The sequence below is a fragment of the Type-C symbiont of Plautia stali genome, from assembly GCF_059730935.1.
Map to the genome: position 1 here is coordinate 1,816,885 of NZ_AP035923.1, position 14,708 is coordinate 1,831,592.

General features: G+C 49.7%; 12 protein-coding genes. 11 read left to right on the plus strand and 1 reads right to left on the minus strand.

The genetic code is table 11. The features are described 5' to 3' along the window. Window positions 1-25: 25 nt before the first annotated feature. Together AC6I7J_RS08480 and AC6I7J_RS08485 are read left to right on the plus strand one after the other, a co-directional pair. On the plus strand, window positions 26-3,049 hold the full coding sequence (locus AC6I7J_RS08480) for a tail protein (tape measure) (RefSeq protein ID WP_498007148.1): 3,024 nt from the start codon (window positions 26-28) through the stop codon (window positions 3,047-3,049). An 11-nt stretch (window positions 3,050-3,060) separates the two neighbouring features. Further along, window positions 3,061-3,414, plus strand: a complete 354-nt coding sequence (locus AC6I7J_RS08485; RefSeq protein WP_283342538.1) for a phage tail protein — start codon at window positions 3,061-3,063, stop codon at window positions 3,412-3,414. Window positions 3,415-3,601: 187 nt separating this feature from the next. On the opposite strand, the gene AC6I7J_RS08490 is transcribed toward AC6I7J_RS08485, so the two are convergent. Further along, window positions 3,602-3,844: a hypothetical protein gene (locus AC6I7J_RS08490; RefSeq protein WP_498007149.1), complete on the minus strand. Its 243-nt coding sequence runs from the start codon at window positions 3,842-3,844 to the stop codon at window positions 3,602-3,604. 172 nt (window positions 3,845-4,016) lie between these two features. Between AC6I7J_RS08490 and AC6I7J_RS08495 the strand changes: the two genes are divergently transcribed. The 9 genes from AC6I7J_RS08495 to AC6I7J_RS08535 all read left to right on the plus strand — a co-directional run bounded on the left by AC6I7J_RS08495 (window position 4,017) and on the right by AC6I7J_RS08535 (window position 14,442). Next, window positions 4,017-4,721, plus strand: a complete 705-nt coding sequence (locus AC6I7J_RS08495; RefSeq protein WP_498007150.1) for a phage minor tail protein L — start codon at window positions 4,017-4,019, stop codon at window positions 4,719-4,721. Further along, the gene (locus AC6I7J_RS08500) at window positions 4,721-5,446 is read left to right on the plus strand and encodes a C40 family peptidase (RefSeq protein ID WP_498007151.1); all 726 of its coding nucleotides are present in this window, start codon (window positions 4,721-4,723) and stop codon (window positions 5,444-5,446) included. Before AC6I7J_RS08495 ends, AC6I7J_RS08500 begins: the two co-directional genes overlap by 1 nt. Then, window positions 5,418-5,981 carry an NUMOD4 motif-containing HNH endonuclease gene (locus tag AC6I7J_RS08505; protein ID WP_498007152.1) on the plus strand — a complete coding sequence of 188 codons (564 nt, stop codon included), beginning with the start codon at window positions 5,418-5,420 and terminating at the stop codon, window positions 5,979-5,981. The genes AC6I7J_RS08500 and AC6I7J_RS08505 overlap by 29 nt, the downstream gene beginning before the upstream one ends. Next, window positions 5,968-6,492 (plus strand): tail assembly protein, encoded by a 525-nt coding sequence (locus AC6I7J_RS08510; protein WP_498007153.1) that lies wholly within the window; start codon window positions 5,968-5,970, stop codon window positions 6,490-6,492. Before AC6I7J_RS08505 ends, AC6I7J_RS08510 begins: the two co-directional genes overlap by 14 nt. A gap of 9 nt (window positions 6,493-6,501) precedes the next feature. Continuing rightward, window positions 6,502-9,636, plus strand: coding sequence for a TipJ family phage tail tip protein (locus tag AC6I7J_RS08515; protein ID WP_498007154.1), 3,135 nt, complete (start codon window positions 6,502-6,504; stop codon window positions 9,634-9,636). Further along, the gene (locus AC6I7J_RS08520; RefSeq protein WP_498007155.1) at window positions 9,636-10,697 is read left to right on the plus strand and encodes a DUF6453 family protein; all 1,062 of its coding nucleotides are present in this window, start codon (window positions 9,636-9,638) and stop codon (window positions 10,695-10,697) included. Before AC6I7J_RS08515 ends, AC6I7J_RS08520 begins: the two co-directional genes overlap by 1 nt. A 128-nt stretch (window positions 10,698-10,825) precedes the next feature. Next, window positions 10,826-12,133, plus strand: coding sequence for an IS4 family transposase (locus AC6I7J_RS08525; RefSeq protein WP_498007218.1), 1,308 nt, complete (start codon window positions 10,826-10,828; stop codon window positions 12,131-12,133). A 59-nt stretch (window positions 12,134-12,192) separates the two neighbouring features. Then, a complete protein-coding gene (locus AC6I7J_RS08530; RefSeq protein ID WP_498007156.1) occupies window positions 12,193-13,446 on the plus strand; it encodes a tail fiber domain-containing protein in 1,254 nt (417 codons plus the stop codon). An 84-nt stretch (window positions 13,447-13,530) separates the two neighbouring features. Further along, window positions 13,531-14,442 carry a hypothetical protein gene (locus tag AC6I7J_RS08535; RefSeq protein ID WP_498007157.1) on the plus strand — a complete coding sequence of 304 codons (912 nt, stop codon included), beginning with the start codon at window positions 13,531-13,533 and terminating at the stop codon, window positions 14,440-14,442. Window positions 14,443-14,708 lie beyond the last annotated feature (266 nt).

Genomic DNA, 14,708 nt, shown 5'->3' on the forward strand with positions numbered 1-14,708 from the left:
GGTTTTTTTGCGCCTGGAGAAACTGATGTCTGAAAAAGTTGGCGAAATTTATTACGAGGTGGGAGCCGACATTGCTCCGCTTCTCTCTGGCACAAAGGCTGCTGAGTCTGCCTTATCCGATATGGCTGATAATGCAAAAAATACTGGCAGAGCGATAGATGGACTTGGAAGAGGGGCAAAATCTACAGCATCTAACCTCGACCAAATCACATCTCATGCGAAGTCGATGGATAGTTCTATGCAGACACTGAACACATCTGTTTCTGCTGTAGCTGCGGCAATAGCCCAATCCACAACGAATACCACCGCTGCCAGCATGACGCTAACTCAGATGAACGCAGCCATGAAAACACTGATCGATTCAGTGAATTCTATGGCAAATGCTATGCATTCTGCGGGCAGTAATACCAAAGCTGCTTCAGGTGAATTTACTCGCGCTGAATCAATTATTGAGGGTTTAGGTAACCAGATTGCTATTCTCGACGAAGCTCAAGAGAACGGAGCCCGCAGTGCGGCAATTCTTGCCGCGCAGTTACGAGCTGGTTCAGCAGCTTCAGATGAAGAGAAAAAGAAGATTGGAGATTTGACTGGTAAGCTCTTTGACATGCGAAACAGCACTGATCAGGGTGCAAAAAGCCATGGAGCGTGGCGATCGCAGATACAACAGGCTGGTTATCAGGTCCAAGATTTCATTGTTCAGGTGCAGGGCGGTCAATCTGCTTTAGTTGCCTTCAGCCAGCAGGGTTCACAATTGGCGGGAGCTTTCGGACCCAGCGGAGCCATTGTTGGTGCGGTTATTGCCCTAAGTACCGTCGTAGCAGGTACACTTATCACTTCTCTCAATGGTGGCAAAAATGCTATGGATGCATTGAAGGATGCTGCCGCTTCCATGGATAAAGTTATTACGGTCTCACAGACGGGCGTTGCTGCTTTATCGAATCAGTATGCAAACCTAGCACGGACAAATTCACAACTTGCTACAGTCATGCGCACCCAGGTTTTGCTTGAATACAATCAGGCCATGGCGAAAGTTGGTAAGAGTATCAGCGATACATCGTCAGAATTCTTTTCCTTCGGAGATGTAGCAAAAGCTGCGCTATCAGGGGGATCAGCAAGCGTTAAACTTCTGACAACAACATTAGATGCAGCTGGTATTAAAACGGAAGACTTCAAAGAAGCATTTGAGCAACTGAGTAAGAGCAGCGTAAATAATCAAGCTACGATGTCGACCTTTGTTAATACCGTAGGCGCGCTATCATCTAAGCTAGGCATCAGCGATCAGGAAGCTTTTAAGTTAGCTAAACAGTTAGCTGACCTAAGCAAAAATCCATCACCCCAGGCTCTTCAAGAGCTTGCCGTGAAACTGCAGGGTATGACTTCATCAACAAAAGAGGGGCAGCAAGCAATTACTGAATTGCTTGGTCCGATCGTTGCGTTGTCTCGTGAAGCGGCAAATGCGGCGTTCAATGTAGACCTGCTGAAAAAGAATACAGATAACTTAACTGATGGTCAGAAGAACCTTATAAAGCAATCGGAACGCAGCCTTGCATTGTCAAAGTTACAGGGCGAGGCCAGAGCGCGCTTGCAGGCCCAATACGCTGCTGAGGATTCCGGGTTCGCAAATAATGACCCGCACGTTAAGCAAATGCAGGAAGATGCAGCTGCAACCTACCGGAACACAGAAGCGCAGAAAAAACTGAAGTCTGAGCAACAAAAAGGCTCAACTCAGACTGAAAGCATTGCGCAGAAGCTGGCCAACTTAAAACAGCAGGCAGACATTTCAGCCGAATCAACAAATAAGCTGAGCCGCGAACAGGCAATCCTGAATGCGCAACAGTCTCTCGGAAAAGGCGCTACACAGCAGCAAATCCAGCTAGCAGGGCAGTACGCTGCGAAAAAATGGGACACTACTAACGCAATAAAAGCGCAGGCTGCAGCAGAAAAGCTTCTGCCTGAAACGCGAGAAAATGCCAGCTATAAACAAGATTTGGAAGACCTGAAAACGGCTTTAGCTGCCAAGAAAATTACCCAGCACCAGGCCGACGCCACTGCTGAACAGTTAGAAAAGCAGCATCAGGCTAACATAGCTAAAATCCGGGCTGATCAAGTAGTATCGCCAGGGCAAGAGGCGGTTGGCGCAGTCGATCCAGTTCAGCAATTAGCTAACCAAAATGCGCAAAAACTTGCTCTCATCCAGCAGTTCGAACAACAGCGCCTCATCACTGAACAGCAAGGCCTTTCCCTACGTAATGCAGCCAACACAGAGTATGAGCAGCAACGCATTGCTGCACAGTGGCAAATCTACAAAGCGCAGAATCAGTCAAACGAGCTGCTGGGAACAGCGATTGAATCACTCGGTGGCGGAGCCACAAATGCGATAACAGGACTGCTGAACGGTACTCAAAGCCTTTCAGAAGCCTTTGCCAACTTAGGAACTGCTGTGCTGAACGGGCTGGTCAGTAGTCTTGTCGAGATGGGAGTGAGGTGGGTTGAATCTGCAGTCATGGGTCAGGCTGCGCAACAATCAGCTATAGCAGCTAATCAGGCAACTGCAGCAGCGGCATTGGCGACATCTACGGCCACTGGCGCAGCTTCAGCCGCGGCTCTTTTAGCCGCATTCTCCTCAGCGGCTATGGCTGCATCAATTGCAACTTCTGGCGGTGCTGCTGCTGCTGGCCTTGCTGGATACTCAACTGCAATGACTGCAGCGCAGACCATGTCTCTGGCTGGTATGCGCGAGCACGGCGGCCCCGTTAACGCTAACTCAATGTATCGTGTGGGCGAGGGCGGCAAGCCTGAGATCTTTAAAGCCAGTAATGGTAGCCAGTACATGATTCCCGGAGACAACGGCAAGGTTATCAGTAATAGCGACCTTAGTGGGATGGGTGGCGGCGCTGCTATTAATCAGGAAGTGCATTTCCATATCCAGACCACCAACGGCATCGACGACGCCACCATGCAGAAAATGGCCGGCATGATGAAGCAGGTTGCGCTCTATCAAATGAAAGACCAGACGCGACCTGGTGGAATCCTCGGCCCCCGCAAATAACAGGAAATCCCATGCCAGAAACTTTCACATGGATCCCCCAAACCGGATTCACGGGCGAGCGCACGCCTGATGTAGCCGTCGTGAAGTTGGGCGATGGCTATGAGCAACGTCAGGTGAAAGGAATCAACCCGCTTATGGGGAAATATTCGCTGACGTTCATCGGATACGACGATTCGAAATGTGCCGGGCAAAACGTGGCTAAAGCTGCTGATGCGTTTCTTAGGGCGCGCATGGCGGTTGAGTCGTTCTACTGGACACCATCTGATACTGGCGTTCAGGGGCTGTATGTATGCCGGTCATGGTCAATGCAGAAAACCGGAAGCGTTTATCAGCTAACAGGGACGTTTGAGCAGGTGCCGAGATAATATAGCAAAGAAATATGAAACTAGAGCAACTTATAGCGGCATCAGAGCAGGCAGTTATGTCAGCTGCCAACAACAATCAAAAGGATGGAGTTAGTCATGAGTTTAAATAAAAACTTTGAAAAAGGTAAAAAGCTAGGCGCAGACCTCAAAAAAGCAGCGGAATACTCCCGCTGCCAACAAAAAGCAGTCACTTTATTTGAAAAACACGTTCAAGATAATCTTGGGCGATGGTTTTAAGCTTTGTACCTCCCTCATCCCGAGGCTGCACATCAATTGCATTTTTAACCTGATTATGTATTTGGCTTTTGATTTCTTCAGGCATTATGCTAATGATTGATTTTATCAGCGTATCCTGAACAATTTGCTGAGTTCTGATTTCAGTTATCTGCTTTTGATAGGTGTTAAGTAAATCACCAAGTTCAGTATTCATATCGTTCCTTCCCGAGGTAATCAGCCATCCCTCGTTGCTATGAGCGCCCATGCCCCAAACATGGACGGGCTGAATACTCAACATATCCTTATCAGTAAATCAGCAACATCCTGATATTCGATCAGTAATCATCCTTCGGCTGCCGCGTGGTGGCCTTTTTCATGGGTGCAATATGCGAAACATTCCAGCAGAACTCATCATAGAAAGCGTGGATGCCGGTGTTGGCGCGATGCTCGACCTGTTCGAAGTAGACCTGCAGTCTTTCGGCGGCGATGTGATCCGCTTCCACGCTGGTACTAACGGCTATTACAACGATGTCATCTGGCAGGGTCGCGCTTACTCGGCTTATCCGATAGCCGTAGAGGGCTTTGAAGTTAAATCCGAGGGCACTTACTCGCGCCCGACGATGAAGGTTGCGAACATTTCAGGCCTTATTACGGGCATCAACCATGACTTTGATGATGCGCTTGGTGCTGTGGTAACGCGCCGGCAGGTGCTGGTTAAGCATCTGGATGCAGTGAACTTCCCGAACGGTAACGCTGAAGCAGATCCGACTATGGAGGCGGTATCGCGATACGTCATTGAGGAAATGGCGGAAGAGACGTTTGAGACGGTCACTTACAACCTTGCTACGCCGGTGGACTGTGATAACGCCATCATCCCGGCGCGCACCATTCTCGCGGATGTGTGCCAGTGGGTATACCGCGGCGATGGCTGCGGCTACTCAGGCGGTCCGGTCGCTGACGAGAAAGATAATCCAACATCCGACCTGTCGCGCGACAAATGCTCAAAGCATCGCAGCGGTTGCCGCATGCGTTTTCCAAAGCCTAACGCGCTGCCATACGGCGGCTATCCCGGCTCAGCGAAGGTTTCCTGATGATTGAATCCGAATGCCTGATTTATGCCGGCTCATCCAGTGATGAGGTGTGTGGGCTGATTATTGATGGCGATCGTTTGTGGCGATGCCGCAACATGCATCCCTACCCGGCGCGCAATTTCCGGATTGACGAAAGAGACTGGCTTGAAGCAGAAGCGGCGGGAGAAATCACCGCCGTTTTTCATTCACACCCGCAGGCGAAGCTGGTGCTTTCAGCTGCTGACCGCACCGCCCAGCTGGTGACCGGCATAGACTGGTGGCTTGCCAGCGCCGGAAAGCTGCGAAAGTTTCGCCCGGCACCGCACCTGCTTGGACGCCGGTTTGTTCACGGTGAAATGGACTGCTACACGCTCTTCCGCGACGCCTATCATCTGTGCGGCATTGACTTGCCCGACTTCGTTCGGACAAACGGCTGGTGGGTGCGTGGCGAAAACCTCTACCTGAAGAACATGACGGCTAACGGCTTTCATGATGTTGGTTTCGATGACATCCAGCCGGGTGATGTGATTATCCGCCGTGCGTTCCCGGAATGCGACCCGTGCCACGCGATGATCTGGCTGGGGGAAAACACAATCCTGCACCACGAAGTGCACGGCCGGCTTAGCCGCCGCGAACCACTTCGCCAGATTCACGTTCCACTCATTCACTCCATCTGGAGACACGAAAGCAGCGGTGAACTTGATTTAAGAGGCTTATATGACGATTTCATGGCAAAGGGACAGTAAGGTGGCCTGGCTGCCAGTAGTGGGATATGAAGGGTTTTATGAAGTTTCTTCGGCGGGATTGGTTAAGCGGTCAGGTAAAGAAAAGTGCCTATCTCAGCACGTCGATAGTGATGGATACGTCTACGTGACGCTATGCATTTATGGCAAAGCAGCAAAGAAGTTTGTCCATCGCCTTGTGGCTGAAGCTTTTATAACTCGCGCTGATGTGAAACCGCAGGTCAATCACATCGATGGGGTCAAATCGAATAACTCCGCTCTGAATTTGGAATGGGTTACACCTAAGGAAAATGTAAGACACGCGTTTTCTACCGGCCTAAATCGAGCTGGTAAGCATTTAAAAGCAGGTGAAGAGCACCGATGGTTTATTGGCAACGTAGTGGCCACGTGCATGAAAACAGGCAAAGTAACCATCTTAAAAGGTGCAAAGGATATCCGAGCCAAGGGGTTCACTGACTCGCTTGTCTATCGGTGCGTTAATGGAAAGTTGGCACATCACAAGAAGCACACATTCCGGAGGGTTCATGCTGACATTTAGTTTTGCCGGATCCTTACGACGACATTTCCGCCAAATCTCTCTGAATGTCGATACGCCCGCGCAGGGTTTAAGGCTGCTGCTGGCTCAGTGCCCGGCATTCAAACGTGACTTCTATCAAACCCGGCTGCGTATGCGCATCGACGGAAGCGATGTATCTGCTGATACCCTCGAACTCCACATGAACAGGCACGTTAAAGATGGCGCCCGGGTGCTATTCGTTCCCATAGTTGAGGGCTCTATCTCTGCAGTTGCAGCCGTATGGATTATGGTCGCCGTCACGGTGGCCTCAGTGGCGTATTCGCTCTATATGACATCGCACATGAAAACGAAGTCATCAGCGGACCAGGATACCAATTCCATTACCAACAACTCATTCACCAGCGCAGAAAACCGCATAGGGCAGGGTAGGCCTGTGCCGTTATTGCTCGGGGAAATGGAGGTTGGCTCAAACGTAATCAGCCTGGGCATCGATACCACGAACAATCAGGACTGGAATATTTCTATCAGCTAAGGTGACAGCATGGGCTCAGGCGGCGGCGGTGGCAGCACCCCTAAACTTCTAGATGACAACCTCAAATCCAAGCAATTCCTCCGCGTTCTTGACCTTATCAGCGAAGGGCCGATCTACGGACCGGTAGACCAGAGCCACCTTTCTTCTTTCATGTTGAACAAGACGCCTGTTACCGACTCTTCAGGCAATGCGACCATCAACGGTGTCAGCGTAGCATGGCGTCCGGGGACGGCGACGCAAACGCCAATCAATGGCTTCAATACGATCGAAGCAACGACCGTGGTTAACACTGACGTTACCCAGGCCACGCCGCTGGTCCGCACTGTAACTGACACCGATGTTGATCGGATTCGCATGAACATTGGTGTTTCAGCGCTCGTACAGCAGGACACCAAAGGAAACCAGAAAGAAACCTCTGTGACGATGGTTATCGAGACGCGCGTGGGTAATGGTGCATGGCAGGTTCAGAAGACTGTCACAATTACCGGAAAGCAGTCTGGTGAGTATCTTGAAGCTCACCTGTTTGACGCGCCTGAAACCAAGCCTTTCGATATTCGCCTGCGCCGCGTTACGCCTGACAGTAACAGCGATCTGCTTAATAACGGCACTGTCTGGAACAGCTACACCGAAATCACTGACGACAACCTGTCGTATCCCTATGCGGCGGTTGCCGGCTGTGTGGTTGACCGCGACCAGTACACTGACACGCCCACGCGCACCTATCATCTGCGCGGCCTGATTGTTGATGTGCCGGATAACTACGACCCGATCGCACGGACTTATTCCGGCATCTGGACCGGTGGATTTAAGTCAGCATGGACCAATAACCCGGCCTGGCTGTTCCGTGCGCTGGTGAAGAATACCCGTTATGGGCTGGCGAAGCGGGCAGGCTATATCGATGTGGACGATGGCAGCCTGTACGTACTTTCGCAGTTTTGCGATCAGCTTGTCGATGATGGCTACGGCGGCAAAGAGCCGCGCTTTACCCTGAATGCGTATATAACGGAGCAGAAGAGCGCGCGCGACCTTCTGGATGACATTGCAGGCATGTTCCGCGGCATCGCGCTTTGGGACGGTATGCGCTTCTCTGTGATGCTGGATAACCCTCAGGACCCGATCGCTTCAATTACTAACGCCAACGTGGTAGATGGGTTGTTTAGCTATAGCTCTATGAAGCGTTCTGAGCGCTTCAACGCTGTAATAGTCTCATGGACAGACCCGAATAATGGGTGGTCTCAGGTGAAGGAGTACGTGTCTGACGACGAGATGATTGACCGCTACGGCTACAACGAAACGACACTTGAAGCATTTGGCTCTACATCACGCGGGCAGGCATTCAGAACCGGCAAATGGATGCTGGAAACCTGCAAGCGGGAGACAAAGAAAATCACGTTCAAAATGGCGCGCGAAGCTATCCGCTTCATGCCCGGAGACGTGGTTGAAGTCATGGACAACAACTATGCGGCTACTCGCCTTGGCGGACGCATCATGTCTCATGCCGGCCGCAGCATCACTGTTGACGCTGACGTGTCAGAGTTAGTGGGTGGCGGCGACAGCATGTCGCTGATGGGCTCAAATGGAAAATTTGTTAAGTATGAAATAGCCAGCGTAGCCAGCCGTGTTATTACGCTGAAAACCACGCCCTCGTGGGTTCGTGACGGCACCGTGTTCGTCATCACAACCGGGGAGGTTGCGCCGCGGCTGTTTCGTATCATGGGCATTTCGGAAGATGAGAACAATTCGGTTTACAGCATCTCAGCTACGCTGCACGACCCCAATAAACAGGCCGTGGTGGATGATGGTGCTGTCTTTGAAACGCCAAACGATACGCTGAATGGCTATCGCGTTCCCAATATCGAAAACCTGCGCATCATCAACGTCAACAGCGAAACAGTGCAGGTCACCGCGGCGTGGGAAACGGCGACGCTGACTAAAAAGATTGTTTTCGAACTCTACGTATACAGCCTGGACGGCAAGGTTGTAGCGCAGTACGAAACAGATCAGTTTCGCTACGACTTTTACGGGCTGGATGCCGGTAGCTATACACTTGGGGTTCGCGGCCGCAATGAAAACGGCATGAAGGGAGCTGAGACGCAGGTTAGCCTGGTTATCGGCGCACCATCAGCCCCGACCTTCATTCAGTGGACGCCCGGCATCTTCTCCGCTGACATAGTGCCGGTGATGAATGTCACCGCTACAACAGACACATCTTTTGAGTTCTGGTACACGGGCGAGGTGCCAGCCAGCAGCATTTCAGCCGTTGAGGATAAGGCTCAGTTTCTCGGCAGGGCATCACAGTGGACGCTGCATGGCCTCAAGGCTGACAAGACCTATTATATGTACGTTCGCACCAAAAATGCCTTTGGTGTTTCGCCATTTATCGAGGCTTCAGGTCAGGCATCATCAGATATTCCCGGCATGATAGAACTGATCGATGATGCTATTCGCAATTCTGAGACATTCGAAAATCTGACCGGCGCAATAGATACCAATATTGAGGGTATGCTTCAAAATGCGCTTGATAACAACGCTACGGTTGATCACCAGTTCGCAATAAACGGAGAGGTAAGGTCTGACATCGTTGTGGTTAAGACAACTATTGCGACAGTGTCAGAGGCTATGGCGCAGCTTGAAACTCAGGTTCAGGCAGAGATAGGCGATCTTAATGCTGCCGTAAATGAAAAGCTGACGGCAACCGTAACCGATAATGGAACTGCAAAAGCATCGTATACATTGAGGGTGGGGGTTACCCGAAGTGGTGTTTATTATGGGGCCGGCATGGCAATTGGGATTGAACCATCCGGAAATTCATACAAGTCAACTCTCGCATTTAACGCAGATCAGTTCGGGATTTACACAGGAAGTAATGCTGGGAACTATCAATTAGCATTCGCAACGGTAAATGGGCAGGTTTTCATAAATGATGCCTTCATTAACTACGCATCCATAACTCTTGCCAAGGTTGGCTCGTGGTATTCCGCCAACTATGTTGCGGGACGTTCAGGAACAATTATGAACAATGATGGTTCATTTGAACTGAACGGGAACGGTGGAATTGGAGGCGGATCACGACTGAACTCCAACGGCTTTGGCGTCTATGACACAGGCGGAGTTGAGAGGACTTTCATAGGGAAACTGAGCTGATGGCAGATGTTTACGGCATTCGAATAACTCCTGATGATGGTGGCAAGCAAATAATACTTGATGGCTCATCGAGATTTATTTCATACCTTGGCTATCTTGAGCTTAATGGAGTGAACAGAACCAGGCAGGTCAAACAACCTACTCCTGGTGCCAGACAGCTTATAGTTCCGAGGAATCTTGTCAGATTGTTTGTCGGGATAAACGGTCCAAGTCGGGTTTTCTATGTTAAAAGCTACAGCCTTTCTTCGTCGGGGGTATTTACGTTTGATGTAGGAGGGCATCAGGATGCGCAAACATCACAGAATGCATTCGGATTTGTTGATACGTTTTCAGTAGATGGAGGAGCTTCCCTGGGAAGCTCTCAGTATGGCATCAGAATAAGAAATGGCTCTGACTTCCTTAATCTGAATGATACAACGATGCTGGGATTTGTTACATATCGTGCGGTGGTGAATATCAGTGGAAGCTGGAGTGTTCCTTCATCCATTGTAAGTAAAGGATCTTATGTATGCTTTGTGCGCTTTAGTGGGGGTGACAGGTCACTATATTTAAACAGGGACAACAACAGGATTGAGGTATATGGGCCAGGTGGAACCTCTGGTGGGAGTGTAAATGGCGTGCAAATAGTTATTGTTTCGTGCGGATTTTCTCCAGAGTTGCCTGCTTCCGGATACGGGTTAGTAATTCGTAATGCCGCCGGACAAAACACCTTCACAAGCAAATACCCACCTGTGATGTGGAAGGGGTATAGTTATAATTTTCCTTCCTACGAGAACTACGACACGAGTGATGGAGAGGTTCTTCAATGGATAGGCCCATCCTCAGGAATGTCCCAGCCGATGATCCCTCTCTGCAGCATCGGAACTCAAAGTGGAGACCAGACCCGCTCTGATAGTACTTGGCAATACAGAGCCATCATGTATTCCGCTTTCAAAATGGATGGGTATTCTGTTTCCTGTGCGCGCGGGCCTACTGCCGGCGAGGGAGCTAAAACATTAAGCCCAAAGGCTATGCAAGTTGCGTGCTCCATACCCTGCATAGATGCAATTGACTACTTTTAGATAAATCCAATGAAATTAACCCGGCAACAGCGCCTAATGCCGATCAGTTAAGACAAAAATGATCGGTTGAACGATCCGGTCGCTGTGTGAAAATCCGTAATCTCTCATGGATGATTACGGATTTTTTTATGCTCCTCAGCCAGGCCCTTGATGCTGTTCTTAAGTTCTCTCCGAAAGAGTTTTCTGCGCTTTCTGACCTGCTTTCACCTGAGCTTATTGATGAATGCCTGGCGGATACCGGGGTTGTCACGGTGCGAAAGCGCCGTCTGCCCATGGAAATGATGGTATGGGCCGTGACCGGCATGGCGCTTTTCCGCTCTCTTTCCATGAATCAGCTCGTTTCCCACCTTGATATTGTCCTCCCGGGTAAACGTCCCTTCGTCGCACCCAGCGCGGTTGTGCAGGCACGTCAGCGGCTCGGGGCTGAAGCCGTCCGCCTGGTTTTTGAAAAGACCCGCCAGCTCTGGTTCGAAAAAACACCGATGTCGCACTGGAACGGCCTCACGCTGATGGCGGTGGACGGGACGCTGTGGCGAACGCCGGACACGCCGGAAAACGACGCCGCATTCGGCCGCACGGCCAATGAACACGCCCGTTCTGACTGGCCACAGCTGCGCATGGTCTGTCAGATGGAGGTCACCAGTCACCTGTTGTCGGGCGTTGCCTTCGGCAGCGTCTCTGAAACCAGCGAAGTTGAGCTCGCCGCCCGGCTGGCGGCACAGACGCCTGCTCATTCCCTGACGATAATGGACAAGGGCTTCTATGCTCCGGGCCTCCTTCATCACTGGCAGACATCAGGCACCGAAAAGCACTGGATGATACCGCTGCGAAAAGGTGCTCAGTACCGGGTAAAAGAGAGGCTGGGTCCCGGACATGAGCTGGTTGAGCTGAGCCTGACGCCGCAGGCGCGAAAAAAATGGAGCGGCGCACCGGCCAAGCTGACGGCAAGACTTATCAGTAAGGAAACCGGCGGCAGAACGGTACAGATACTGACGTCCATGTGTGATCCGCTTCGCTATCCGAAAGCCGATATCGTGGACCTGTACGGTCATCGCTGGGAAATCGAGCATGGCTTCAGGGAGATGAAGCAGCACCTGCTGAATAATGAGCTGACGCTGAGAAGTAAAAAGCCGGAGCTGGTGCAGCAGGAGCTGTGGGGGGTGGCACTGGCGTATAACCTGCTGCGCTTTATGATGGCACAGATGGCATACAGCCTTAAAAATGTGGAGCCTTATCAGCTGGGCTTTAAACAGGCGGCGTTGTATCTGAGCGGTCAGCTGAGTCTGCTGCCTGCGGTTGCACCGGGAAGAATACCGAAGGTGATGAATGAAATAATGGCGATGGCGGGAAGCTTCGTATTACCCGGCCGTCGTCAGCGGCATTATCCGCGGGCGGTAAAAAAGAAACCGCAGCGTTACCCGCTGCGGCGTTCTTAAAAGCTTAACTGACAAGCATTAGGCAACAGCGCCGGGTTTTTTATTGCCCGGAGAGAACTATGCCAGCAGGCACTATTGCTTTAACAAACAACTCCGCAACCGTCACTGGAAGCGGAACCAGCTTTACTACCGAGCTGAAGGTAAATGATTTTGTGGTATCAACGGTTGGTGGCGTCGCTTATACGCTCGGCGTGAAATCCATAGAGTCCAACACCTCGCTTACCCTGATGGAAATCTACACCGGTCCGTCAGCATCTGGGCAGTCATGGACTCCTGTACCATATGGTACAATGGCGGCTATTACCGCCCAGCTTGCAGCTCAGGTGACCTATGCAATTCGCGGTTTAAACCTTGATAAGGCGAACTGGCAGCAGGTCTTTACTGCGCCGGGTAACATCACAGTAAGCTTGCCGGATGGCACTTCATGGCAGGGGCCGAGCTGGGCTTACATGGCAACGCAGTTTGCCGGCAAAGCCAATACAAGTGACGTACTCACAAAAGCAGATAATCTAAACAGCCTGACGGACAAAGCCGCTGCACGCACAAATCTTGGGCTTAAGGGAGCTGCGGTTTTGGATGTGGGAACCGCAAGCGGAACGGTTGCATCAGGAAACGATTCTCGACTTACTACTGTTGATGCAAAGTCTGGCGGCACGATTAACTCTGGTATAACCATTGCATCCGGTAACTTGAGCCTTTCGACCGGCGCGGTTCAAACTGTGAGAAACAACATGACTGCCCGGCAGCCATGGAGTGGAACCAGCGGCAGCCTAAGTCAGGGGGGTTGGTTCCAGAGCATGTACTCGACAGCAAATACCACTGCACAATTTTCCACTTTCATCGAAGCAGTGGTGGGTCAATCACTTTATGGCGTCTTGACGCTGGGTGATGGATCCCAATTTAAGCGCTGGCAGTTCGACATTGGCGGCAATGCCTATGCTATCAACGGAACTTGGCAGAACGGTTCCGACAGGCGCTTCAAGTCTGACCTGAAAGTGATTTCAGATGCTTTAGCCAAAGTTAAATCTCTTACCGGTTACACAGGTAACAGGGATGGATCAAAATTTACAGGTCTCATAGCTCAGGAATTACAGGCAGTATTGCCTGAAGCTGTATCAGTGATGGGGCCTTACACTCTACAGAGCAACGTTAATGATCTGAAAAAGGGCGATATCATCCCTGATGCACTTGGTGTAGCCTACGGTGACACAGTTGGCTTGTTGGTCGAAGCTATAAAAGAGCTGTCTGACATTATAGATACTCAGGCGAAATCGATAACCTCTTTAAAGAAATGCATTGAAGCCAAAGATTGATAGATATGTTTTTACATAAAGGTATTTCCTTAAATTGAGCGCGTTGTTATCCTTGTATGAAACAAATTTAAATAAGGGAATTAGATGAGTAAGAGTTTTAATCTGCCAGATTATCAGCCACTAAAGCCGTGTAATTTCTATCTCTTTATTATATTGACGCTGGCTATCCCTTTTTTATGGATTGCTGTTTTAATATCAATCATACTTAAAGTTAAGGATGGCAAAGAAAACAAACCTAAATACCTTTTCCATTTTGTAAAGGATCATAGTGTGTTCGAAGAGATAATTGATTCAAAATGCTTGATTTCACTGACCGGAGGAAGAACCTACGCCACATCCATATTTAATCCTTATCTTGGTGTCAAGTTTACTGACAAGGGTAAAGAAAAGTATGTTATAGTTATTGATAATTCCGCAGGGCTTTTTAAGCCAATTATAAATGGTGTTTTTGATTACATAAAAGTTTGGAAGTGGTGGAAGTTTTTTAGGAGTGAGTGGATATCAATAAACAAGAAGGATATAGGGTTGAGTATAGCCTCTGATAAGATACTTGTAGAAGAAAAGGCATATAAAAGATATAACAAAGATGTGCGTATGAGCTTTAAATATTATTTAGAGGCTATGCCGCAAGAAATAAATAAAACTACAGCAGCAATAGATAGGCAGAAGTTTTGGTTTGGTATCGGTGAGGGTTTCATGTCATTGCTGTCTATTTTTATTATCTTTTATGTAAATATTGCTTCTGTTAACATTTTAATTTTGCTTTCTGGTTCGTTTATAGAGTGGACACCAAAATTTAAGAGTTATTTTGATTGGGCCATGCCAAGCCAAGATTTGTTTACTCTATTCTCGCAAAATAAGTTATCGTTTTCCATTTGTTCAGTAGTTAGTTTTTGTATTTTCGTAGCTCTTAGATTGATATACTTAAAGCTAAGAAAAGATGCAATATTAGATAGGAAGAGCTTGCAGAAAGAGGAAAACCAACTCGGCAAATGATGTTATTTTCAAAAAAAGCCCCGGCGACGGGGCAGAAGTATACCGCGCCGATCTGAGCAGGCTACGGGGTGGGTGCTATCAGGGTAGAACGCAGCGGTAAGTGGAGCCAAGCGGCAGGCGAAAAAAAAGCCCGAACGGATATTCGGGCGGCATCAGTTCCGAGCCAAACATCCCTGGTATTGGCATTGTCTCGTCGAGCGGCTGAATCCAGCCATACCTGGCTGAAAAACAAGGGTAATCTACTCTCGAACGCAGCAGCATTGCTG